The organism is Phyllobacterium phragmitis, from assembly GCF_002980495.1.
Taxonomy (GTDB): Bacteria; Pseudomonadota; Alphaproteobacteria; order Rhizobiales; family Rhizobiaceae; genus Paramesorhizobium; species Paramesorhizobium phragmitis.
Window position 1 is genome coordinate 15,753 of record NZ_PVBR01000030.1, and the last position, 23,733, is coordinate 39,485.

General features: G+C 59.0%; 20 protein-coding genes and 1 pseudogene. 10 read left to right on the forward strand and 11 right to left on the reverse strand.

Going from position 1 to position 23,733, the window contains the following annotated elements:
- Positions 1-412: 412 nt before the first annotated feature.
- Positions 413-2,548, forward strand: a complete 2,136-nt coding sequence (locus C5748_RS24930; protein ID WP_105745401.1) for a TonB-dependent receptor — start codon at positions 413-415, stop codon at positions 2,546-2,548.
- Between the two features lie 82 nt (positions 2,549-2,630).
- On the opposite strand, the gene C5748_RS24935 is transcribed toward C5748_RS24930, so the two are convergent.
- From C5748_RS24935 to C5748_RS24975, 9 genes and pseudogenes are all read right to left on the reverse strand, one after another.
- Positions 2,631-3,773 (reverse strand): ABC transporter substrate-binding protein, encoded by a 1,143-nt coding sequence (locus C5748_RS24935; RefSeq protein ID WP_105745403.1) that lies wholly within the window; start codon positions 3,771-3,773, stop codon positions 2,631-2,633.
- Between the two features lie 14 nt (positions 3,774-3,787).
- A complete protein-coding gene (locus C5748_RS24940; protein WP_105745405.1) occupies positions 3,788-5,017 on the reverse strand; it encodes an MFS transporter in 1,230 nt (409 codons plus the stop codon).
- Complete coding sequence (locus C5748_RS24945; protein ID WP_105745407.1) at positions 5,014-6,900, reverse strand: IucA/IucC family protein; 1,887 nt, start codon at positions 6,898-6,900, stop codon at positions 5,014-5,016. Before C5748_RS24945 ends, C5748_RS24940 begins: the two co-directional genes overlap by 4 nt.
- Positions 6,900-8,039 (reverse strand): NAD/NADP octopine/nopaline dehydrogenase family protein, encoded by a 1,140-nt coding sequence (locus tag C5748_RS24950; RefSeq protein WP_105745409.1) that lies wholly within the window; start codon positions 8,037-8,039, stop codon positions 6,900-6,902. Before C5748_RS24950 ends, C5748_RS24945 begins: the two co-directional genes overlap by 1 nt.
- On the reverse strand, positions 8,036-9,046 hold the full coding sequence (locus tag C5748_RS24955; RefSeq protein WP_105745412.1) for a PLP-dependent cysteine synthase family protein: 1,011 nt from the start codon (positions 9,044-9,046) through the stop codon (positions 8,036-8,038). The genes C5748_RS24950 and C5748_RS24955 overlap by 4 nt, the downstream gene beginning before the upstream one ends.
- The gene (locus C5748_RS24960; RefSeq protein WP_105745413.1) at positions 9,047-10,420 is read right to left on the reverse strand and encodes a Y4yA family PLP-dependent enzyme; all 1,374 of its coding nucleotides are present in this window, start codon (positions 10,418-10,420) and stop codon (positions 9,047-9,049) included.
- Positions 10,417-10,848: a ParB N-terminal domain-containing protein gene (locus tag C5748_RS24965; RefSeq protein ID WP_105745460.1), complete on the reverse strand. Its 432-nt coding sequence runs from the start codon at positions 10,846-10,848 to the stop codon at positions 10,417-10,419. Before C5748_RS24965 ends, C5748_RS24960 begins: the two co-directional genes overlap by 4 nt.
- A gap of 430 nt (positions 10,849-11,278) precedes the next feature.
- Positions 11,279-11,470: pseudogene (locus C5748_RS29070) on the reverse strand (DUF6088 family protein); the annotation flags it as partial.
- A gap of 88 nt (positions 11,471-11,558) precedes the next feature.
- Positions 11,559-11,765 carry a hypothetical protein gene (locus C5748_RS24975; RefSeq protein WP_105745415.1) on the reverse strand — a complete coding sequence of 69 codons (207 nt, stop codon included), beginning with the start codon at positions 11,763-11,765 and terminating at the stop codon, positions 11,559-11,561.
- Between the two features lie 91 nt (positions 11,766-11,856).
- Between C5748_RS24975 and C5748_RS24980 the strand changes: the two genes are divergently transcribed.
- Positions 11,857-12,819, forward strand: a complete 963-nt coding sequence (locus C5748_RS24980; protein WP_105745417.1) for a 3'-5' exonuclease — start codon at positions 11,857-11,859, stop codon at positions 12,817-12,819.
- A gap of 194 nt (positions 12,820-13,013) precedes the next feature.
- Here the strand turns inward: C5748_RS24980 and C5748_RS24985 are convergent, their stop codons facing one another.
- Both C5748_RS24985 and C5748_RS24990 read right to left on the reverse strand, forming a co-directional pair.
- Positions 13,014-13,253 (reverse strand): hypothetical protein, encoded by a 240-nt coding sequence (locus tag C5748_RS24985; RefSeq protein WP_105745419.1) that lies wholly within the window; start codon positions 13,251-13,253, stop codon positions 13,014-13,016.
- Positions 13,254-13,390: 137 nt separating this feature from the next.
- Positions 13,391-14,359 (reverse strand): LysR family transcriptional regulator, encoded by a 969-nt coding sequence (locus C5748_RS24990; protein WP_105745421.1) that lies wholly within the window; start codon positions 14,357-14,359, stop codon positions 13,391-13,393.
- Positions 14,360-14,590: 231 nt separating this feature from the next.
- On the opposite strand from C5748_RS24990, the gene C5748_RS24995 reads away from it, so the two are divergent.
- From C5748_RS24995 to C5748_RS25030, 8 genes are all read left to right on the forward strand, one after another.
- Complete coding sequence (locus C5748_RS24995) at positions 14,591-15,682, forward strand: ABC transporter ATP-binding protein (protein WP_105745423.1); 1,092 nt, start codon at positions 14,591-14,593, stop codon at positions 15,680-15,682.
- Positions 15,683-15,719: 37 nt separating this feature from the next.
- Positions 15,720-16,451 (forward strand): HAD-IA family hydrolase, encoded by a 732-nt coding sequence (locus tag C5748_RS25000; protein WP_105745463.1) that lies wholly within the window; start codon positions 15,720-15,722, stop codon positions 16,449-16,451.
- Between the two features lie 19 nt (positions 16,452-16,470).
- A complete protein-coding gene (locus tag C5748_RS25005; protein WP_105745425.1) occupies positions 16,471-17,775 on the forward strand; it encodes an NAD(P)/FAD-dependent oxidoreductase in 1,305 nt (434 codons plus the stop codon).
- A 61-nt stretch (positions 17,776-17,836) separates the two neighbouring features.
- The gene (locus C5748_RS25010) at positions 17,837-18,877 is read left to right on the forward strand and encodes an ABC transporter substrate-binding protein (protein WP_105745427.1); all 1,041 of its coding nucleotides are present in this window, start codon (positions 17,837-17,839) and stop codon (positions 18,875-18,877) included.
- A 24-nt stretch (positions 18,878-18,901) separates the two neighbouring features.
- Positions 18,902-19,774 (forward strand): ABC transporter permease, encoded by an 873-nt coding sequence (locus tag C5748_RS25015; RefSeq protein ID WP_105745428.1) that lies wholly within the window; start codon positions 18,902-18,904, stop codon positions 19,772-19,774.
- Positions 19,775-19,777: 3 nt separating this feature from the next.
- Positions 19,778-20,575, forward strand: coding sequence for an ABC transporter permease (locus tag C5748_RS25020; RefSeq protein ID WP_105745430.1), 798 nt, complete (start codon positions 19,778-19,780; stop codon positions 20,573-20,575).
- Positions 20,572-22,266 (forward strand): GMC family oxidoreductase, encoded by a 1,695-nt coding sequence (locus tag C5748_RS25025; RefSeq protein WP_105745432.1) that lies wholly within the window; start codon positions 20,572-20,574, stop codon positions 22,264-22,266. The genes C5748_RS25020 and C5748_RS25025 overlap by 4 nt, the downstream gene beginning before the upstream one ends.
- Before the next feature lie 17 nt (positions 22,267-22,283).
- Entirely contained in the window at positions 22,284-23,708 is a 1,425-nt protein-coding gene (locus C5748_RS25030) for an aldehyde dehydrogenase family protein (RefSeq protein WP_105745434.1), read from the forward strand.
- Positions 23,709-23,733: the final 25 nt, after the last annotated feature.

Genomic DNA, 23,733 nt, shown 5'->3' on the forward strand with positions numbered 1-23,733 from the left:
GTCCATTCGGACGCGCGGCGCTCAAAGCCTGCCTGCTTTTCAGGGACGGCCTTGAAACTATTATCTTCCGCTTTCTGCACAGGCTAAGCCAATTGTCCATGACGCAGGCTCAGCGGAAAGCGGAAATAGAGCCAAGCCGCATGCGCTATGATCTCGGCAGGCAAACGATGACGCTTGTATCGGCGCGTCGCAATATCGGTCGGCGGGTGCAGGCTCATGCCGGAAAATACCGCCGAAAATGTTAAGGCGACGCTTCCCAGCAAACTCCTGCAGGTTGCAATGCGAATTCCGGTAGGGGCCCTTTCGCAAATATGTTGACAGATTTTCTCATGTTATCTAACACCCTCAAACTGGCTGCATTAGCTTCTAGTCGTGCAAGCAATGCGGTCGCTGTTCACAGAGGGGGCTTCATATGGAATTGCGTTTTGGACTGGTGACCGTCTTGGCTCTGACGGTGAGCCCAGTTGCTGTTGCGCAGGATATCGTGCTGGAGCGCATCGACATAAACACAGGCGCATCGACCTCGACGATAACCACTTTGCCGGAAGAATATCCCGGAGGGCAGGTGGCCCGCGGCGGCCGTGTAGGACTACTCGGCAACCGCGACTTCATGGACACGCCGTTCAATATCACCGGCTACACGGCAGAGACGATCGAAAACCAGGGAGCGCGGACGGTCGCCGATGTCCTGGCTAACGATCCGTCTGTAAGAAGCACCCACGCATCTGGCGGCATGCTTGATTCCTTCTATGTCAGGGGCTTTCCCCTCGGTGAGGGGAACTTCGGCGAAATCGCCTTCGATGGCGTATATGGCGTTGCCCCGACCTATCGCCTGTTCACGGACTATGCCGAACGTGTCGAGGTACTCAAGGGACCGACCGCGCTGCTCTACGGCATTTCGCCGAACAGCAGCGTAGGAGGCACGATCAACATCGTCCCCAAACGCGCTGGGGATGTCGACCTGACGCGGATTACCACGGATTACATGTCGGACCTCTACGGAGGCAGCCATCTGGATATCAGCCGGCGGTTTGGCGAAGATCGCCGGTTCGGCGTCCGGTTCAATGGCAGTTTTCATGGTGGCGACACGCCGATCGACGATCAGACGCGCAAGGTTGCGGTTGGCGCCCTGGGGCTCGACTATGAGGGCGAAGGGCTGCGGGCGACGCTCGACATCATCGGCCAGCGGGAAGATTTCGACGCGCCGCAGCGTCCTTTCTTCCCGGTCGCCGGCATAAGCATTCCAGATGCGCCCGATGGCAGGCTCAATATTCAACGGCCCTGGGAATGGTCGAAGAGCGAGGATCTCTCCTGGCTGGGACGGGTCGAGTATGATTTGAACGACGATGTCATGGTGTTTGCGGCGATTGGCGGCGGTAGCTCCCGTGTCACACGGCTCTTCAGCACGCCGGTCATTCTTAATTCTTTGGGCGATGTCAGTGTCACGCCGCAGAACGCTATCTTCGATGTCGACAGGACGACCGCGGAGACGGGCGTGCGTGCCAAGTTCGAGACGGCCAGCATCGACCATACGGTTACGCTGCAGGCAAGCGGCCTTCGCCAGAGCCTTGACAGAGGCATCGAATCCGGGACGGAACAATTCACCAATCTCTATGATCCCTTTCCCCGGCCCGAGCAGGACGTGCCGGACCCGGCCCACGCTCCAAAAGTTTCCGAGAACAAACTTTACGGACTTGCTCTCTCCGACACGCTTTCCATGATGGATGACCGCTTGTTGGTCACGTTGGGGGGCCGCTGGCAGCACATCGATTCCGAAAATTATAATGCCACGGGCGCCGTTACCACGTCATCCGACGAAGGCGCTTTCACGCCGCTGGCCGGCATTGTCGTCAAGCCGTGGGAGAATATCTCGTTCTACGCCAATTATGCCGAAGGCCTCAGCGTCGGCGACAGCGCGCCGACGACGGCGGTCAATGCGGGAGAAACCCTGTCTCCCTACCGGTCCAGGCAGTATGAGGTCGGCACGAAGGTCGATCTGGGCCAGGTGGCGATGACCCTCAGCGTGTTCCAGATCGAGAAGCCTTTCGGCGAACTGCAAACGCGCGGGAACGATCTCGTCTTCGTTGAAGGGGGAGAGCAGCGCAATCGCGGTGTCGAACTCAACATTTTCGGCGAAGTGACGCCAGAGCTCCGGCTGCTCGGCGGTGCGACGTTCCTCCATGGCGAATTGACGGAAACGGTAAACGCCGCCACGCGCGGTAACAAGCCTATCGGTGTTCCGTCGCTGCAGGTCAATCTGGGCGCGGAGTGGGATACGCCGTTCCTGCCCGGGCTGACGCTGGCCGGCAATATCATCCACACCAGCAAGCAATCCGTCAACACCGCGAACACCATGGAGATCCCTTCATGGACTCGGCTCGACCTTGGAGCGAGATATCATACTGAGATCAGCGAGAGGCCCGTCACGTTCAGGGCCGAAGTCGAAAACGTTTTCGACCATGACTACTGGTCCGGCGTCGCGAGCTTTGGCACGCTGTCGCAAGGCGCGCCGCTAACGGTGAAACTGTCAATGACGACAGATTTCTAGAAAAGGAATGCCGGGCGCTACGCGGCAGCGCCCGGCATGGACTTTACATCTCATCCTTCCAAAAAAGCTGCATCCTTTGCCCTCATGACGGGCTATCGGAGAGGCTCACTGCGTAGCCCGGCCGAAACGCGATCGGCAGGAAACGGCGATGATATTCGGCGAATGTCGCGTCCGGGTCGAGATCGGCAAACAGGTCTGGGTGGAACCATTTCGCCAATTGCTGAACTGCGATAAATTCATAGGGACTGTTGTAAAACTGGTGCCAGATGGCGTGAAAATTCCGTGTTTTCTGGGCTGCAATGTCGGTGTAGGCGATACGCCCGGTGAACCATTCGAGCTTCTTGCGCGTCACATCCCGATCCGCGCCCGGGCCAAGCGGAATCCAGTGGCCGCCAGGCACATAGGCTTCCCAGTCGGCGCTTGTGACGACCACATGCTCGGGGTTGGAAGCAATCACCTGTTCTGGATTGAGCTGGCCGAATGTGGTTGGGATGATGTCGCTGCCGATGTTGTGACCGCCGGCAAGCTCGACATATTTTCCGAAGTTTTCCGCGCCGAATGACAAGCAGCAATCGTCGGCATAGCCGCCGATCCGTTCGATGAACACCCTGGGGCGCCGTGGCTTGGCCCGGTCGAGGACGTCGGTGACCCGAGCCATGGCCTGGTGGCGGAATGCTATGATCTCTTCCGCGCGCGCCTCCCGTCCCATGATCTTGCCCAGGAGACGGATGGTTTTCTCGGTGTTCTGCAGGGGATGATGACGGAAGTCGATGTAGAGGACGGGAACATTGAGCTCCGCGAGCTTTTCGACATATTCGGCGTCCTCATTGGCGCGTTTCGCCTCAAGATTGAGCAGAACGACATCAGGCTTCTGGACGATGGTCGATTCTATGTCGATCAGGCCGTTCTCCTGGCCTTTGAACGAAGGAAGGTCGACCAATTTTGGAAAGGCTTGGAGATATTGCGCATAAGTGGCAGGATCGGCCTCAATCAGATCGTTGCGCCAGGCGACGATGCGGGCCAACGGGTCTTCCTGTTCCAGCGACGCGATGAGATAGAGCTGCCGTCCCTCTCCGAGGAGTATGCGTTTCACCGGCGCGTTCACCTGCACCTTGCGACCGGCAATATCCGTGACGGTAATTGGTACCTGTTTATCGCCAGCGGCTTGTTCTCCTGCAAACGCCATTGCCGGGATCAACAGGGCCAGGATCACGGCACGCAACATCGAAGGTCTTCTCTTCACAACAATACTCCCTTGCTGATTGGCCAGCGCGATTTGAGCCATAGACCGAGCGCAATCAGCAGCGACACGCCGTAAAGGCTTGCGACGAGCGGGAATGCCGCTTCCAGACCAAAGCGTTGGGTCGCTATAACACCTGCGATTATTCCTGCAACAGAGGCGCCTTGCTGGCAAGTCTGGGCAAGCCCCAACACCGATCCTTGCTGATCGTTCCGTGTCGCTGCTGAAATGAGCGCCAGGAGCACCGGTGTGGTTCCTCCCAAGAGCGCGCCCCAGACAAAATAGAGCACCATAAAAAGGCTGATGCTGCTGGTGAGACCGGCCAACTCGGTAACGACCAGGCAGGCTGCGGAAATCCATACGCTCCATCCCAATACATAGGATAGCGCGCGCCCTTCAAAGAGCCGAGCCCATATGGGGGCGCTGACGACAAAACCTAATGCGAGCAATCCATAGCTCAAACCAGCTATCGCATGATGGGCGCCGAACACATCCGTCATATAGAGGGAGAAAGGAACCTGCAGAACCATCCTGCTTGCGAGCAGCATTCCCATCAGCGCGAGAAGTCCCGAAACAGGGGCGTCCATTTTCGTCACTTGAGGCGTTGTTCTCTCCTTTGGCGGTTGCAACGTTTCCAACCCGGCGGGGCGCGCCGGCAAGCTGATCCATGCAATGACCGCGCAGACCGCGCAGATAACACCCGCGGTGAGATTGACGACGGCGAAAGGCATGGCATCCAGAATGAGGCCACCCAGGAAAGCGCCACCCAGCGAGCCGACATTGGTCGCCACCTGCAGCCATGCGAAGAGCCCGGCACGGTCCCGGCCTCCGGTTATTTGCACGCCATAAGCTTGCGCCGGCGCAATATAGCCCGCGCAGGCGCCTTGCAGAAAGCGCAGCGCCAGAATTGTCCAGACGTCCTGGGCAAAGGCGACAAGCACTTGCGTGACCGCCAGCCCTATCAGCGCCCGAACCATCATCAGCCGATTGCCGTAGCGATCGCCCATACGTCCCCAGAACGCGCTTGTCAGCGAGATGCCAAGCATAGGGCAGACATAGACGCCAATTCCAGCAAGGCTGAAGATGCTTTCAGACGAACTGAGCGCCTTGATCTGAATCGGCCAAAAGGGGCCGCTCATCTCCATCGCCCCCATAGAAATGAACTGCAGGCCGAACAGGAGCGCGAAGGCGGGTCCAAAGCCGCGAAGTGCGGCAACTGCACCGGTCATTTTGCGCTCGCCAGCGGATTGGGCAATTGGTGTTCGACCCGATAATCGCGATAGCGCTCCAGATGCATGCGGAGCACCGAACGGGTCGGCCAGGGATTGTCAAGAAAGGCTTCCCGCTCCTTGATCCAAAATGCATCCGACAACATACGTGGCCGCAGCGCATCAAGCGCCTGCTCCGTCTCTTCCCGCAGAATGCGCCATAGACCGTTATCCGCCAGCGTATATTGCTCGCTCAGGCATAAGGCGATCTCGTGTAGATGGCAGACAAAGCAGGCATCGATCACGAAGGAACGCACGGGGCTGATATCGTCATCGAAGGTCGTCGGCAAAATCCCCTCGCGGCTGAACGGTTTCAGATCGTATCCCCGTTCCTTGAACAAGGGGGCAAAACTGCGGCCGTCGCCGAAATCACGGATAAGCAGCTTCCGCGGCAGGCCCGTATGGTCGAACAGGATGGTACTGTTTTGCTGATGCGCCTCGAACGCAATTCCGTAGAGCAGATACATGGCGAGCGTCGGCCGGATCACGGTGCGTGCATAAGCACGGAAGAACGCCGCAACGCCTGCTTCGGTTTCGCCGCCTTTTCTGGCGATAAGCTCGCAAAGGACTGGGCGGCCGTCGACTGGGTTCGCCGTTAAAAGGGCTGCGACAGTTATCGGCAAAAGTCCGTCATCGCGTGCCAAGGAATCGATGTTGCGATAGACGACTGAAAGGAACCGACCAGGATGCTCGTCGCCGGTTTCAGGGTGGTGGAGAATTGCCCCCAGTTCTTCGACAAAGATCTCCAGCCCGTTGTTGAGATCATCTTCTTTCGACAGAATGTCGGAAATCAGCGTGCTGAGGCGCGGCCCCATATGGATCGACTTCGCCTGCAACGTGCGCTGCTCGCTCGTCAGCCAGATGGCGACCGGCAGCTTGATGAAAGGTCTGGGGTCCGGCGTTTCCGGCAGCATGGTTCGAAAGGACATGGATGGCAGCGTCTCGATTTCCGGTCCGGCCGGATCGAAAATACCGGCTTCGATCTCGGGCGCGAACTCTTCGTGCACGAAGTTGTCCAAATGCCATGCGTGGACAGGGAGTGGAAGCCAGCTCTCGGGCGATTTGCCACGTTCTCTCAGACCGTCGCTCCAGTTTTGCCACACATCAGGGAAGTTCTTCGAAAACCACTCCGAATAGCTGCCGACATGGGGCATTTTCTCCACATAGGCCCAATCACTGCGCAGTGCTGCGATGCGCAGGCGCACCCGGGCCCCGAACTCCGGCGACAAGGCGACCACGTCGTCCGGCGCGAGGCCGGGCTTGGCCTTCCATGTGGGATAGAAGGGATGCCCCTCGAGTGCGCCCCACTGGTCGAGGGTCATGGCGGCCAGGTGCGACGGCAGGGTCCCTTCGAGATAGCCAAGAAAGCCCCGCGTATCCGCCGCGGATATTTTCCGGCGCAGTTCCGCGCTCCAGTTTTGCCTGTGGCGTCGCGCGATGACATCATTATGGATGCTGTTGTCAACATCGCGCAGCAGATGCTCCAGCCCATCGGGAGCGAGCGCAATCGTCAGGGAAGGTGCAGCCTCTCTCATCAAGGCAACAGGACCGTCAATCCTGTGCCGGACGCCAACGCTATCTAACACTTCGATTTGCCCGCGATTTTGCAACGTTCCGGCAGGTGCGGAGCGAAGATCGGCAAAATGCAGCACGCGGCGCGACGGCCAAAGGGGGAACCACGCCTGCCGCCCGTCGCGTGCCCATAACAATGCATCTGGATCCAGCAGACGCTCAGCGAAAAGACAACGGACAAGCCGGTTGATCGCGTTGCTTGCAGCATCGGCCAGAAGCTTTGCATCATTCTCTTGACCATGATCTGTGAGGGACGTCATTCTCTCATCCATTAGGCGGCCTCCGGCCAGTTCGACGGGATATAATCCGGTATGCTGCCCGCCAATCCGCCATGATAATCGCGGGCCCACTGATAGGTCCTGGCGATGGCTGGAACCGCTACACCGAGCCGTTCCGCCATCGTGATGAGCAGCGCTTGTCCGAAGGCGATATCCTCGTGGAAGGCACGGCTTTCGCGATCGATGACAAGCCCCGGCCCGTTCGGATTGGGAATGAGGGGCGCACGAATGCCGGCATAGGCGCGATTTGTGCGCAGAAGCGTGTACATGGTTCGGCTGTCTTCGATCTGGTGGCCATAGGCCTCGATCAATTCCTGACGGAGCGGTTTCACAGAACTCAAATCGACGCCGAGATGTGCTTCACTCGCCCGCCGGATCGCCTGGTTTTCCGCATCGCAGGCTTCCAGCAACTCGGCACCTGCCTGAGGACAGTCACTCCACCAACATAGAAAATCGTCGAAGGGTCTATTTTCCCAAGGAGCGCCGGGGCCGACGAGCGCGTAGAGCACGGCTGGATGCATCAGGGCGTTGCCCGGCGTCAATGTGATTTCGAGGTAGTCCTGCAGCTGAGCGACGGGGGCATCGTAGAGGCAGTTCAACATTGCCACGAGAGCGGCGCTACTTGTAGCGCTCTCCCGGCGATGAAGCGCCACGAAGAGATCGGCCTTCGCACCCCCCATCCGCACGCGCTTGCCCGCGATCAGGTCAAAGGCGATATGCGGCACGTCCTTCATGCCCCAGATCACCACATTGTCATGACTCGATAGAGCCTTTGCGGCGAGCCAGTCGAAGCCACAAAAGCCGGGAATCGCTCCGACAAAAACGCTCTTATCGCGCGGTAGATGCGGTTCTATCCGAAGCAGGAGTGCAAGTCTCGCCTGGGCGGGCTGCGTTATGACCACGATATCGGTGTTCTCGAGCGCCTTGCCCGGATCGGTCCCGACATGGTCGGGTCTGGCGCTCAGGATGCGATTGTCCTGGATTTCGGCCTGCCAGAGAGCGTCATCTTTATCCCATTGTTCTGCAACCGCGGTGGAGTTGGTCAGGACGGAGACCTCGATATCCGGATTTTGCTTGAAAAGGACCGCATTCAGGTGCCCGGTGCGGCCTGCGCCACAGATTGTCACCTTCATGCCGCATGTGCCTTTTCGATCAGCCAGCCATCTAACTGAGCGGCAATTGCCGGATCGAACAGATTGCGCTTTGTCATCCATTCGTCGTCGAATACCGTGCTCAGATATTTCTCTCCGCCATCGGCAACCGTCGTCACGACCGTGCCACTGAGCTTGCCTGCCGCAATAAACTCCAATGCCTTGTAGATGGCGCCGCCCGTTGAGCCGCCCACGAGAAGGCCCTTTCGCCGGGCGATATAACGCGCCGTCTCGAAGGCTTGCGTGTCGGTTACCTGCACGCCTTCATCAATGCAGCTATAGTCCAGCACCTTGCCGACTTCATCTCCTGCGGGTGTGCCGGTTCCCGACTGGTAGTAAGGGTGCCCAGGCTTGCCGAAAACGATCGATCCGACTGGCTCCACGGCGATGGTGCGTATCGCCGGATTGTGCCGCTTGAGGCGCTGGGATATGCCGGTCATGGAGCCACCGGTGCCAACGCAGCCGACAAATGCGTCGATGCCGTCCGGGAGCTGGGACAGCAACTCGTCGACATAACCAGCATAGCCTTCAGGGTTTGCCGGATTGTCTGACTGGTTCATGAACAATGCTCCCGGAAGTTGGGCGCCAAGCTGTGCCGCCAACCGCTGCCTTTCCACCACAGCCACCTCGTCTTCGCGAAAATCGCCTTCCACGTAACGGATTTCAGCGCCGAGCGCGTGCATCATCCGGATCTTGTCCGGCGCCGCATGATGGTCCACCACGGCGATAAAGCGCAGTCCGAATTCCACCGCGGCGAGCGCCAGTCCGGTGCCGGTATTGCCGGACGAGGATTCGACAATCGTCCCGCCAGGAGCAAGGCGCCCATCCTGAAGCGCGGCAACAACCATGCTGCGCGCCATGCGGTCTTTCATGGAGCCGCCCGGATTGTTCTTCTCGATCTTCAGGACCAAGGTGCAATCCCGATGCGGAACAGCGATCGACATTACCGGTGTCTGGCCGATCAACTGAGTTATGGACGTATGCATCATCTATACCTCTTCAATGGTGTCGGGAGAGAGGGTGATCTGGCCTTCTGAGCTCCGCATCACGCGCAAGCGAGCGGGCATGGGATGGCGGTGGAATTCATTTTCAAGGAGATCCATCTGGTAACCGGCGGTGTTGGCATAAACCAACAGATCACCGGCTTGCGGCGTGATAGGGAAGGTCAACCATCTGTTGCTGAGAACGTCATCGTCCAGACAACTGTGGCCGGCCAGATAAGCGCGGATCGGCGGCGACAAGGAGGGCGCTCTCGCGGTTGGGATGAGAATGGGATCGACCAAAAACTCCGAGGCAAACCAGGTTTCGCAAGCGCTGAAGCTGCTGCCTTCAACGAAGATGACATGGGTGTTTTGGTCTAACGCCTTCACCCGCGTGATCCGGAAAGCCGTTATGGCCGCCTGATCAGCCAGGGCGCGGCCTGGTTCCATTCCAAGGATCAGGCCTTCCCGCGCGAAATAGTCAGCGATTGCGCGCCCATCGCCTGTTTCTGCCTGCAAAAGCCGGCGTAGCCAGTCCTTCGCTGAAAGAACACTGCCATAGGGATAAAAGGAACCGGGAACTTTGCCCGTGCGGTAGTCATCAGATGTTTGCGACGCCAGATACGCCTGGTAATGTTGTTGATCGACATATTGTATGGGCAATCCGCCGCCAATATCGATCATGCTTGGAGAAAAGCCCATTCTGCGGGCCTCAGCAACAAGAGCTGCAGCCTCCCTAAGAGCTGCGGCGCGGTCCTCCCAACGATAGCCGTTGAGATGGAAATGCAGCCCGCTAAAGTGCAGTCTGTTTTCTTGAGCAATGCGCGTAAGGCACTGAATGACTGCCTCCGCCGGCATGCCGAAGCGGCTATTGCCCTGGTTCGTTGGCCGCACACGCAGGAGGACCGGCTGTGGGCTCGTTTCTGGTGAAAGACAATTGATGAGATCCTCCAGCTCCTCTGGAGAATCCACGGATATCAGAGCATTGCAGGCGATAAGCTCTTTGAGAAAAATGTCGGTCTTCGCCGGCCCAGTCGCCACGAGTTTAAGGCCATTGGCGCCGAGCTGTCTGGCGTCTCGAAGCTCGTACAAGCTGGAAACGTCGATACCTGCACCTGTGCGGAGCGCAACCCCAATGAGTCCAGGCGATTTGTTGATCTTCGCTCCGTAATAGAGCGCATGCTCGACGCGATGTTCCGTCAACACGCCCTTTAAGGCGGTGAGATTTTCCTGCAAGACTTCAGGCCAGATCAGATTGAGCGGAGAACCGTATCGCGCGACCCAGTCAAAAAGCTGCGTACTTTGTTGAGCAAGAAGGTCTGCGGTCAACGATCGCAGAATTGGCGGCAGGCCAGCGCCGAGCTTGTGGCAATGAAGTGTCATGACCACGCTCCAATGGCATGTGTCGGCGCAGCTTCGTCCGGCTTGAGCCGGTACAAAAGCTGCAGAGGCACGTCGCAGCTCGGCAAAGCTTGATCGAAAATGTGCCGCGTCGTCTTGCAGGGAAACTTTCGGCCACTGCGCGCCATCGCGAAGATGCTCGCAGGCGTGATCGTCTCACCTGGGCGCCAGCTCTCCACGCGCACGGCGCTGTAATCGAGGAGGATCACCGGTATTGCGCCCAGCCCGAGACGATGGGCAACCGTTAGCCGATGATGACCGTCCATTACGAACATTGCGTCCTTCTCAGCTGTTATCGGCGCCGTCCATGAGCCCGCATGCAGGATTTGCCCCTGCAACTCATTAACTCTTTCGAGATCCACCTCTTCGGTGGGAATCAAGCGGTCCGGGGAGACAAAACAATAGTCCATGCGCCTACCTCTCATGAGTAATGTCAGGGCATAATACTTGAGTTGTTTTATCATGTTTATGACAATGGCTAGACGGTTTTGATTTTATGGTCAAGCTGAACGATTACTCTCGGCGACATCCTTCGGCATGGCGATCAACATGAAAGCAAGACACTCTCGAACTCACGGAGGAAAGCCACGATCTCAAGAAGCTGCGATTGCAACCGTGCACTGCCGCCGTTCCAAGCGCGTCCTCTACTTCGTCCCAGCTTCGCGTGATAAGGACGTTCACATTTCTCTCCACTATCATTGGATGTGCGCCGTTATTCACCTCAAAAGTGTGATTTAAATTGGTGAATGCGACGGGTTTGGAATGCTTATGTTCTTACTTTGTTCTATGTCGGCATGAGAGTCAAGGAAAAAGGAATAATTTCCCATAATGTTCCAGGAAGGCTCGCGGCGGAAAGAGCATCTTGCCGGTCAACTGGTTGATGGTTGGCTTATCGTATAGGCCCCTACGAGGGCGACGAATGTCGCCTCGATTGGTAAGCCGCTGCAGCGCATTTTCGACAGCATTGGCGTTCCGATGTCCAGAAAATCGTCGCGACCAGATGCCGACGGGCGCTGCCTTGGTCAGTAGCAACTGCTAAGTGAGTTAGGCCAAAAATTTATATCAAAATATCAGTCAGTCAGGGGTCGCTATCTTCTTGTCGTCCCTTGCTCACTGAGGTTCATTCACCGATCAGGCCATCGAAAACTTCAAGCATGGCGTCACTGATCGCCTTGCCGAGCGCGGCTGCGGTCTCAGTCAGCACTTCCTCATTCATGTCACGAGCAGCCATTGCGAAGGCAGCGCCTTGTGCCGTCACGATCTCCTGCGCGCGCTGGATCGCCCATAGGGCGAAGTCGCTGCGGTTACTGATTTCCACGGTTTCCATGATTTCTCCTGATTTTTTCGAGCGGATGCCTTATAGCGAATTTGAAGGACGATGCAGTCCAGGAAATTGATTTAGTGAACCTGATAGTCGAATGACGCAGCAGTTTGATCTCTTCGTTGCAAACGGGGTAGCATCTGCGAAGGTGACTGGTTCATCGGCGATGAGGCACCGTTCTCCGGCTGCGTTGAGCGAAGACGACATGGTGCGGCATCTCCAGGAGACCGGCCGGTACCGTGTCCTGAAAAAACTCGAGCCTCGTTCTGTCACTGCGGCCGCGCGACCCGGATTTCCGCTGAATGGCGTGATCCTCGACACCGAAACCACCGGCCTCAACCATCGCAAGGACGAGATCATCGAGATCGGAGCCGTTGCGTTCACATTCGATGAGGCCGGTAATATCGTCGGTGTCTACAGTGGACTGCAGCAACCGGACATTTCGATCCCACCGGAAATCACCCGTCTCACCGGTATCACCGACGAGATGGTGACAGGCCAGATGATCGATGTCGATCAACTGGGCTCGATCGTCGAGCCGGCCGATCTCGTGATCGCGCACAACGCCGGTTTCGACCGACCGTTCTGCGAGGCCTTCTCAGCCATTTTCGTCGGAAAAGCCTGGGCCTGCTCGATCTGCGAAATCGACTGGGCGGCCCGTGGCTTCGAAGGCACCAAGCTTGGCTACCTGATCGGGCAGGCGGGCTATTTCCACGAGGGCCATCGGGCCGTCGATGACTGCTTTGCCCTGCTCGAGGTCCTCGTACAGGGTGGGAGAGAGCCGGGACGAACGCCGTTTGCCGAGCTCTATGCGGCAAGCCAGCGATCCCGTGTGCGCATCTTCGCGGAAAACAGCCCATTCGATATGAAAGATAACCTGAAGGCGCGCGGCTACCGATGGTCGGATGGCAGTGACGGTCGTTCGAAGTCCTGGTGGATCGAACTTGCGGAAGACGCACGCGAGGACGAACTTCGTTATCTGCGGTTGGAAATCTATCGCTGGGAGGACGCCGACCGACCGGTCAAGCGCCTCACCGCATTTGATCGCTTCAAGGCCTGACAAGCTATCATCGTGCGAGTAGGCATCCAGTGATGAGCGGCGCGGGATTCCTTTTCAAGGGCCGTTACGAAGCGAGCCGCTGGCGCCGTTGGCACGGCTCTTATGCTGCATTCGGCATCCGGGACGTGAACGTCGCTCTGGTAACGGCAATCGTGGTGCCCGTATTGCCGGTAACAATGTCTGTCGAACTGCACTTAATTGTAAGAATGCGCCGGTTTGATCGCGCTGCTGTATTTAATTGTGAGCCGATCAGGCCGGCCGCGCTTGCGTTTCAGAAGTGACATAACCGTTCCATCCGACTGAAACAGTTTGAGCAGGCGGTAGGTGGTCGCGCGACTTAGCCCGAGGTCGATACTCAGCTTCTCGACATTGCCTGCATCCTCGCCGCTTTCTCCCCGCTGGAAAAAATCACGAATCGCGTCGGCCGTCGACAAGCTTCCTCCCACTCAATGCATGCGAGACATGATGCTCATCCGCTAAGCGCAGCTGCCATTATTACATGAGAGGGCGGCAAGCGGCACCTGCATTTGGCTCGATCCCATATCCGGAGCTCTTGTTTTTCCGCCCTGATCTAAGTTGAGGACTGAGGAGTGTGCCCTAGCGCGGTGATGCGCAAGGAAGGATACAAGCTGTTTACAGCCTCGACATCCGCCGTAAGCTCCGCAATCATCCAGTCCCTGACCTTGCCGACGATTGGACGGACTGGCTTGTCACGCAGTCTGACGAGATGGCAGCGGCGACCGGTGACCATGAGATGTTCGCGCGCCGGCACCAGTGCGCGGGTCCTCAGCCAATGCGCGACAACGTTGAGCCAGCCAAGTGCCACGCCCTGGCCCAGCAGGGCCGCCTGCACGACGATCGCATAATCCGAGAAGATCATGGAATTCTGCATGTCGCTGCCATTGGCGGGAGTAAACAGTTTCGACCAGTTCGGCTGTGCGTCGCTCAGGTTGATCGTCGTATCGGGCACGCGGCCAATTCCTCCGCCGGACATGGCATGGCTCTTCAAATAGTCGGGGCTGCAGATTGGCAGGAGGATTTCCGGCATGACGAAAGCCGCCTCATGGCGCTCATCCGGCCCATCTACAAAGCGCATGCCGAGATCGACATCGTTGACGGGTCCCGACAGGGCGCCCATCACCAGTTGGAAACGCAGATCAACGCTGGGAAATTGCTTCTTGAACTCAGCCATTTTCGGCATCATCCAATGCGTGGTGAAGCCGGTTGATACGGATAGTGACACCGTTTCCAAACCAGTCTTACGGTCTGCGATCTCTCGTAGGGCGCTTTCGATCCCAGCAAAGCCGCGCGCGATGGCATCAAACAGCAATTGACCCGTTTCCGTTAGATTCACACCGCCGGGCTGGCGAAGAAATAGCGTAGTATCAAGATGTTCCTCAAGCCGTGACATCATGCGGCTCACTGCGGCAGGCGTGACGTTCAACTCGTCCGCGGCCCTCGAAAAGCTGCCACAGCGCGCAGCCGCCTCGAAAGTAAAGAGGCCGTTCATGGATGGCAGGGATCGCCGAAGGAGCGTCATTACATTTTGTAACAGCCCTTCGATTTTTTTTCAATTGCGCGTCTGTAAGTTGTTTGGTTTGTTGAGTGCCAGCGAAGGCAGAAGACCTTCCATGTAATCAGGGGAACGTGACGGTTTGATCGTTGATGAGCGCTTTGCGCCATGTACCGTCAGTCTGTTCGTGTTTCTGCAGGAACGCATTGCCAGACCTCGGCATGTTGCCGCGGTTGTCAGACTTTGCAGTGGAATCACATGATTGATCAACCGAAAAAAGAGCGCGTCACCGTTTCCATCAAGAAGGCGACTAAGTCGTACGGGGCCTTTCGTGCGCTCGATGACGTTAGCCTCGATGTATCTCCCGGCGAATTTGTGTCCATTCTCGGCCCCTCCGGCTCGGGCAAGACGACTCTGCTGGGCATCCTGGGAGGCTTTGTCCAGCCGACGTCCGGCTCGATCTGGTTGGGAACCAGAGATATTACATTTGAGCCGCCACATAAGCGCGAGATCGGCATCGTCTTCCAGAACTATGCGCTATTCCCACATATGAGCGTTGGCGAGAACATTACCTTTCCGCTCAGGGCGCGACGCCTGCCGAAGTCGACTTGGCCGGAAAAACTCAAGTCTGCGCTCGAGATGGTTGAACTTGTCGGCTACGAGGGTCGGCGGATCCATGAACTGTCGGGCGGCCAGCGTCAGCGCGTGGCGCTGGCGCGCGCCATGGTCTTCGAGCCTGGCCTCATTCTCATGGACGAGCCTCTCTCGGCGCTCGACAAACAACTGCGCGAGACTATGCAGATCGAGCTCAAGCGACTGCACAAACGGCTCGGCGCCACGATCATATATGTCACGCACGATCAGCGTGAGGCGCTCACGATGAGCGACCGCGTGGCAATCATGAACAAGGGACGGTTCGTGCAGGTCGACACGCCGGAACGGCTGCACGATCATCCCGCGAATGCCTTCGTTGCCAGCTTCATTGGCGAAGCCACGCTGCTGGCGGTCCAGCGCGCGCACGGCGACGCCGTACGCCTCGGTGACCAGGTGCTGAAAACAACGCGCTGCGTGCCCGATGGCGACAACCTGCATCTCGTGGTCCATTCCGAAAAGCTGACGGTGGCAGACGGGTCGCAGGCCGACAGTTGCAACAGGCTGACCTGCATCATCACTGACACGCTCTACCAAGGCGAGAGCATTCGCGTTTTCGTCAAGCCTGATGTCGGCGGGGAGCTGAGCTTCCGGCTGCCCAGCAATCATGCCGGCCGCGCACTGATGAAATCGCCGGGTGAGAGGATCACGCTGGCGCTGCACCCGGAAGATACAATTATCGTCCCCGATGCGGGATGACGACTCCCATTCAATATACTCAACAAGGATGAAGACGATGAAACTCATGCAATTCAAGGTTATGACCTTCGACGTGGTCGGCACTTTGATCGATTTTGAAAGCGGGGTGCTCAATGCAGTTCGTGCTCTTGGCGGCGAAAAGGCGGCGAAGGCGACCGACGATGAGATTTTCGAGCCCTACAAGCGTGGCCGTGAGAAATTTTATGGCCGCTCTTCCTTCGCGATGAAGGATGTCTACCTTTCGCTTGCCAATGAAGTCGGCTTCCGGAATGACAATGCCACAGCTGAAGCCTTCCAGCTTGCCGTGCTGCGCTGGCCGGCCTTCGCCGACTCCGTCGAGGCGCTCGCCCGGCTGCGCAAGAATTTCCGCCTGGTCGCCATGACCAATGCCGACCGGACCGCCTTTTCGGCCTATTCCGACACGCTCGGCAATCCGTTCCACGACAGCGTTACCTGCGACGAAACGGGCTGCGCCAAGCCCAATCCGCAGTTCTTCGCTTTCAATAAGGGCCGCCAGACCGCCTTCGGTTTCAGGCAGTCGGAAATCCTGCATGTCGCCCAAAGCCAGTACCACGACATCGGCGTCGCCCACGAACTTGACTATACGACCTGCTGGATCGAGCGGCGCCAGTATCAACAGGGTTTTGGCGGCACACCGGAGCCCAAGGCGGTGACCAAACCCGACTTCCACTTTTCCACGCTCAAGCAATTGGCTGATGCCGTGGATGCGGAAATCGCGGCGGCCGTCACGACCGCAACGGCAGCCTGAACACAAGAGAGCAAAACCGATGACCGCCCATCCTCCCTTTCCGGACATCCGATCCCTGTGGCAGGAGACCGTTTCCCACCGCCCCGTCTTCGACGGGCTGACGGGCAGTCATCAGTTTGACGTCGCCATAATCGGTGGCGGCTATACCGGTCTGTCGACGGCGCGCTATCTTGCGCGGCGTGGTCTTTCCGCAGTGGTACTGGAGGCAAGCCAGATCGGATGGGGGGCGAGCGGCCGCAACGGCGGCGTGGTTTCAGGAAAGTTCAGATTGTCCTTTTCCGACATCGCCGTGCGTTACGGACTTGAAACAGCGCGCCGCATGCATGACCTTGGCATCGAGGCGATAGAACATGTCGGCGAACTGGTGGAGGATTACGGCATTGCCTCTGCCGACTATCGCCCCACTGGCTCGCTGCGATGCGCCCACAACCAGATCTCGCTGGACGGCCTCAAAAAAGAAGTCGCATGGCTGAGGACTACACTGGGCGACCATGCGTGCTCCATCCTGTCGTCCGAACAGATGGAAGCCGAGACCGGCTCGCGTGACTTCGTCGGCGGCATGCTCAATACGCATGGCGGCGTCATTCATCCGCTGAATTTCGTCCTGGGCATGGCGGGCGGCCTGAAGGCCGCGGGCATCGCCATCCATGAGAAGACGCCGGTAACAGCGATCCGGCGAGATCGCGACGGCGTCGTGCTGGAAACCCCCGGCGGGACCGTGTCGGCCGCTCAGGTCGTGATCGCCACCAATTCCTATTCCGACCTGACGCCGGCGACCTCGGCTGTGCGAAAGTCCCTCATCCCGTTCCGCTCCGCAATGATCGCCACCGCACCGCTGACGGGAAATCTCAATGAAGGCCTTCTGTCCCAGCGCCGGAGCTATACCGAGACCCGCCGCATGATGCGCTGGTTCCGCAGGGCTGGCGACCGATTGATGTATGGTGGCCGGGGCGCCTTCGGCAGAACCGATTCCGAGAGCGCCTTTGCCGCTCTACACAAGGCTATGGTGCGCCAGTTTCCCGACCTCGCGTCGGTATCCGTCACGCACCGCTGGTCGGGACTGGTCGCCATGACCATGGATAGCATTCCCCATCTTGGCCGGTTCGATGACCGCGTGATTTATGCGGTCGGCTACAACGGCACCGGCGTCGCATTGGCTTCCAACATGGGCCGCTATGTCGCGGATATGATTGCGGGCGAGAAGCCTGCTCTCGGGCTCCTGACTTCCGAGCCACTTAAGCCCGTGCCCCTTTATCCCATCAGGGAACCGGCCATCCGGCTCGTCGCCGGCTGGTACCAGTTTCTCGATGCAATCGGGCGCTAAGACCCGAAAGTCGCATATGAACCGGGGCATCAAGTCCCGCAAAGAAAGAGGAGAACCACTAATGACCTACAGACTTTCCATGATCGCGCTATCCGCATCGGCCGCGGTCTTTCTGGCTGGCACGGCATCCGCGGAGCAAGTTACCTTCGTGTCGCAGGGCGGCGCCTATCAGGAAGCCCAGACCAAGGCGATCCTCGATCCGGTTGCTGAACTGCTCGGTATCACTGTCAATCAGGACAGCTCTCCAGACGCTTGGCCGGTCATCAAGACGCAGGCCGCCTCCGGCAAGATCATCTGGGACGTGATCGATACCCCCGCGAAAGATTGTATCCGTGGCGGCGAGCAGGGCATGATCGCAAAGCTCGACTTCTCCAAGATCCCAAACGCGGGGAAGATGCCGGCGGCCTATAAGAGCCCTTATTCGGTGGCCTATGAATTCTATTCAAGCGTGCTCGCCTATAACAAGGACAAATTCGGCGACAATCCGCCCAAGACGTGGGCTGACTTCTGGGACGTGAAGAAATTCCCCGGCGCCCGGGCCTTGCGCAACCATCCCCTCGCCACTCTCGAAGCAGCATTGCTCGCTGATGGGGTGCCGGCCGACAAGCTCTATCCGCTCGATGTCGATCGCGCCTTCAAGAAGCTCGAGGAAATCAAGCCGCATGTGTCTGTCTGGTGGACCTCGGGCGCACAGTCGGCACAGTTGCTCGCCGACGGCGAAGTCGACATGGAAATGGCCTGGAACGGCCGCGTGGCGGCGGTCGTCAAGGAAGGCGCGCCGATCGGCTACTCCTTCAACCAAGGCTTCCTTCAATATACGTCGCTCTGCATCCTTAAGGGCGCGCCCAACATGGAAACCGCAGTCAAGTTCGTCAATGCCGCGCTGACACCGGATATCCAGGCGAACTTCCCGGCCTATATCGACTATGGCCCGGGCAACCCCGAAGCCTACAAGACCGGCAAGATTTCGCCGGAACGTGCGGCTGAAATGCCAAGTTCACCGGAAAATGCAGCTATTCAGGTACTGGTCGCCGACGAATGGTGGAGCTCGCCCGCCGGCGAGGATGCGCAAAAGCGCTGGGCCTCGTTCATCCAGCAGTAATCACGGGCCTTTGGAGGGTCACTGATGACGAAGTCGACGCGAAATCCCTCGGAACTGCATGAGCGGCGCGAGCAGAGGCTCATGCTGCTGCTGCTGGCTCCAGCGCTTCTGGTCATCATCATCTTGCTGGTTCTGCCACTGCTATGGCTGGCTTGGCAGTCGATCTGGCAGGACGGCCGCTTTACGCTCGCCCACTACGAGCGGTTTCTGACGGATTCCGTCTATTGGGCGACTTTCCTGCAAACCTTCCGCATCGCCGCGATCGTCACGCTGCTGACGGTTGTCCTCGGCTACCCCGTCGCCTATGTGGCGGCGGGGGCGCCCCAACGCTGGAGCATCCTTATCCTGACCATGGTGTTGCTTCCGTTCTGGACCTCGGTGTTGGTGCGCGCCTATGCCTGGCTGATCCTGCTTCAGCGCAACGGCATCATCAATTCGGCGCTGACAGGCTCCGGCTTGATCGATACGCCGCTGCGCCTGGTCAACAACGAATTCGGCACGGTCATGGCAACAATTCATATCCTGCTGCCCTTCATGGTGCTGCCGCTTTATGCAACGATGAAGAAAATCCCGGGTGAATTGACCATGGCCGGCGCCAGCCTGGGTGGATCGCCGATGCATGTTTTCCTGCGCGTCTTCCTGCCGCTGTCGCTGCCGGGCTTGATCGCCGGCATGGTGCTGGTCTTCGTGCTGACGCTTGGCTTCTATATCACGCCGGAGCTGCTCGGCGGCGGACGCACCTACATGGTCTCCATGCTGGTTTCGCGCAATATCGAGGTCTACAACGAATGGGGCGCCGCCTCGTCAATCAGCGTGGTACTAATGATCTGCGTCTTCCTCGTCTTCCGCCTGGCGAGCCTGCTCATACCATTCGAACGCATCATGGGAACGAGGTGACGCATGAGCCTGTCGAAAGTCCTTCTCTACGGTTTCGTGGTCCTCATCCTTGCCTGGCTAATCATACCGGTTCTGATCATCCTGCCGATGTCCTTTTCCGGCGCTCGTTTCCTCGCCTTTCCGCCACCTTCCTGGTCGCTGAGGTGGTATGAATCTTACCTGGGCGGTGCCGCTTGGATGCAGGCCACGCGCGTCAGCCTGATCGTCGGCGTCTGCAGTGCCGTGATCGCGACCATCTTCGGTACGGCCGCAGCCTATGCTCTGAACCTTACGCAGTCGCGCCTGGTTCGTAGCCTGCAAGCATTGCTGCTGCTGCCGCTGATCGTCCCGATTGTCATCACCGCCGTCGGCGTCTTCCTCGTTTACGCACAGGTCGGGCTGCTTGCCTCCATGACCGGGCTTATCCTCGCCAATGTGATGCTGGGACTGCCTTATGTCGTTACCTCGGTTCTGGTCGGGCTTCGCAAGTTCGACCCAACACAGGAAATGGTATCGCGCAGCCTCGGCATGAACAGATGGCGCACCTTCTTTGCTGTCACCCTGCCGCAAATCCGGCCGAGCGTGATTTCCGGTTTGCTGTTCGCCTTTATCTCGGCAATCGACGAGACGGTCGTGTCGCTCTTCATCTCCGGCGGAGAGTACCAGACGCTGACCAAGCGTATGTTCACCGCGTTGCGTGACGAGATCGATCCGACCATCGCGTCGATCAGCTCGCTGCTGACGACGATTTCCTTCATCCTGCTGATGCTGGCGGCGCTGAACGCACGCAACGCTGATCGCTCCCAAGGGCGGGCGACATGATCGTCGATCACCTGATCCTGGGTGGTGGGTCGGCCGGCTGTGTGCTGGCCGCCCGGCTCTCGGCTGATCCAAGACGAACGGTCGTGCTGGTCGAAGCCGGGCGCAATATCTCAGCCGACGATATTCCCGACGAGATCCGCAGCCGCTATCCCGGACGTGCCTATCTCGACACGCGCAATATCTGGTCGCAGCTCACGGCGCTGATGGGGTATGCGCGCTCCAACACCGCCCCGCGCGCTTCGCGGCGCTATGAACAGGCAAGGCTGCTTGGTGGCGGATCGGCGATCAATGCCATGATGGCCAACCGGGGTGCTCCTGCAGACTATGCAGAATGGCAGGCGCTTGGCGCGGAGGGTTGGGGCTGGGACGATTGCCTCCCCTATTTTCTCAAGATCGAGACCGACAGGGATTTCAACGGCCCGCTGCATGGACAGGATGGCCCGTTCACCATCCGCCGCGTCTCCGATGACAAGATTTCGCCCTTCGTCGATCGTGTCATGAAGACGCTCGACCGGCGTGGCTATCCGATCAAGCCCGACCAGAATGGTCCCTGGGAAGACGGTGTCTTTCGCGGTGCCATCGCCGTCAGCGATCGCGGCGAGCGGATTCCGACCTCACTGGCCTATCTCACACCGGACGTCCGCAAACGGCCCAATCTTCGGATCATCACCGAAAGCGTAGCAACTCAAATACTGTTCGATGGCCGACGTGCCACGGGCGCGCAGCTGTCGGGCGCAATGGCGGAGACGATCCATGCGGCGGAAGTGATCGTTTCGGCCGGCGCAATCCATTCACCGGCCTTGCTGCTCCGATCCGGTATCGGACCCGCCGGCGATCTCGCATCAGCGGGGGTGAATGTCCTGGTCGGGCGCGAGGGCGTCGGTCGCAATCTCATGGAACATCCCTCCATCGCTGTCGCCGCCTATCTGCCGCCGCATATGCGTGTGCGCGACCTGGCCGAGCACCACGAACAGGCGATCTGGCGCTTTTCCTCTGGACTGGACGGCGCGCCGCGCGGCGACATGCATGCCGCCATTCTCTCGCGGTCCGGCTGGCATTCGGTCGGCACGCGCCTCGGCAGCATATTTTTCTGGGTCAACAAATCCTATTCGCGCGGGTCCGTGCGTCTTGCCTCCGCCAATCTCCAGGCTGAGCCAGATGTCGATTTCAGGATGCTGAGCGACGAACGCGATCTGAGCCGGCTCAAGCTCGCGCTTCGCATGGGCGCCGAGGCGGTGTGCGATCCCTCCATGGACGGCCATCGCGGCACGGTCTTCCCCTCCAGCTACTCGCCGCGGGTTGCGAAGGTGGCGGTGCCGGGAGCGTGGAACGCTTTGCAGCGCGGCATGCTCGCGGGCCTGCTGGATATGGCGGGGCCGCTCCGCTCTGCCCTTGTCCATTCGGCGATCACGTTGGGAACGACGATGCGTGGTTTGCTGGGGGACGATGACGCCCTGACCGATTTCGTCAGACACAATGTCGGCGGCACATGGCATCCATCGGGAACATGCCGCATGGGGCCGGCCGGCGATCCAATGGCCGTGACGTCTCCGACCGGACGGGTGAACGGCGTCGAAGGATTGCGGGTCTGCGATGCGTCTCTGATGCCCTCCATCCCATGCGCCAATACCAACCTACCGACGATCATGATCGCGGAGCGGGTCGCCGATTTCATCCTGGCCGGTCGCTGAAGCGCGTAGAGATATCAATGGACAGCTATCTGAAGTTCTACATTGACGGCGCGTGGGTCGATCCGGTCGGAGATCAGCGCATGACGGTTATCGATCCTGCAACGGAGCAGCCCTTCGCCCAGATTGCCATGGGTAGTGCCGCCGATGCAGAGCGCGCCATCGCCGCCGCCCGTCATGCATTTGCCAGCTTCTCCTTGACGCCGCACGAGGAGCGTCTCGGGTTGCTCGAGCGCATCCTTGTTATATTGAAGCGGCGCAACGATGAGATGGGCGATATGATCTCACGCGAAATGGGTGCTCCACGCCGTATGGCACGGGATGAGCAGGCCGGTATCGGCATCGCTCATTTCGAGCAGACCATAAGGGCGATGCGGGACTTCGCCTTCGAATACATGCAGGGCACAACCCGCATCGTGCATGAGCCGATCGGCGTCGTCGGCATGATCACGCCATGGAACTGGCCGATCAATCAGATCGCCTGCAAGGTTGCGCCGGCGCTTGCTACGGGCTGCACCATGGTATTGAAGCCCTCCGAGATCGCCCCTCTAAATGCCATCCTCTTTGCCGAGGTCCTGCACGAAGCCGGTGTGCCGAAGGGTGTGTTCAATCTTGTAAACGGCGACGGCCCGACCGTAGGCGCGGTGCTCTCCGGTCACCCCGATATCGACATGGTGTCCTTCACGGGCTCGACGCGCGCCGGCATCTCGGTGGCGCAGGCGGCAGCCCCGACCGTGAAGCGCGTTCACCAGGAATTGGGCGGCAAGTCGCCCAACATCATTCTGCCAAGCGCCGACCTCGATGCGGCCGTCCGGGCCGGTGTGGACAAATGCTTTGCCAATTCCGGCCAATCTTGCAATGCGCCGACCCGGCTTCTCGTCCCAGAGGAGAAGATGAACCAAGTGATCGGCATTGCCCGGCAGGCGGCTGAATCGGTTCGCGTCGGTCCTCCCGTTGATCCGGAGACCGACATCGGACCTGTCGTCAGTCAGACCCAGTTCGATAAGATCCAGGGCCTCATTCGCAAGGGCCTGGAGGAGGGCGCCGAACTCGTTGCCGGCGGCCCTGACCGACCCGCCCATCTCAATGTCGGCTATTACGTGCGGCCGACGATCTTCGCACGGGTGACAAACGATATGACGATCGTCCGCGAGGAGGTCTTCGGACCCGTTCTCGTGATCCTGGGCTATCACAGTGACAATGAGGCCGCCGAGATCGCCAACGACACACCCTATGGCCTGGCTTCCTATGTCCAGGGCGAAGCCGGGGAGGCGCGCGCTTTCGCACGACGGCTCAGGACAGGCATCGTTCGTCTGAACAGCTCTGCCTGGGACGGTGCGGCTCCCTTCGGCGGCTACAAGCAGTCCGGGAATGGCCGCGAATACGGCAAGTTCGGGCTCCACGAATTTACGGAAATCAAGGGAATCGTTGGTTTCGGCGACTGACGATGCCGTCACTGCAACCATCAGC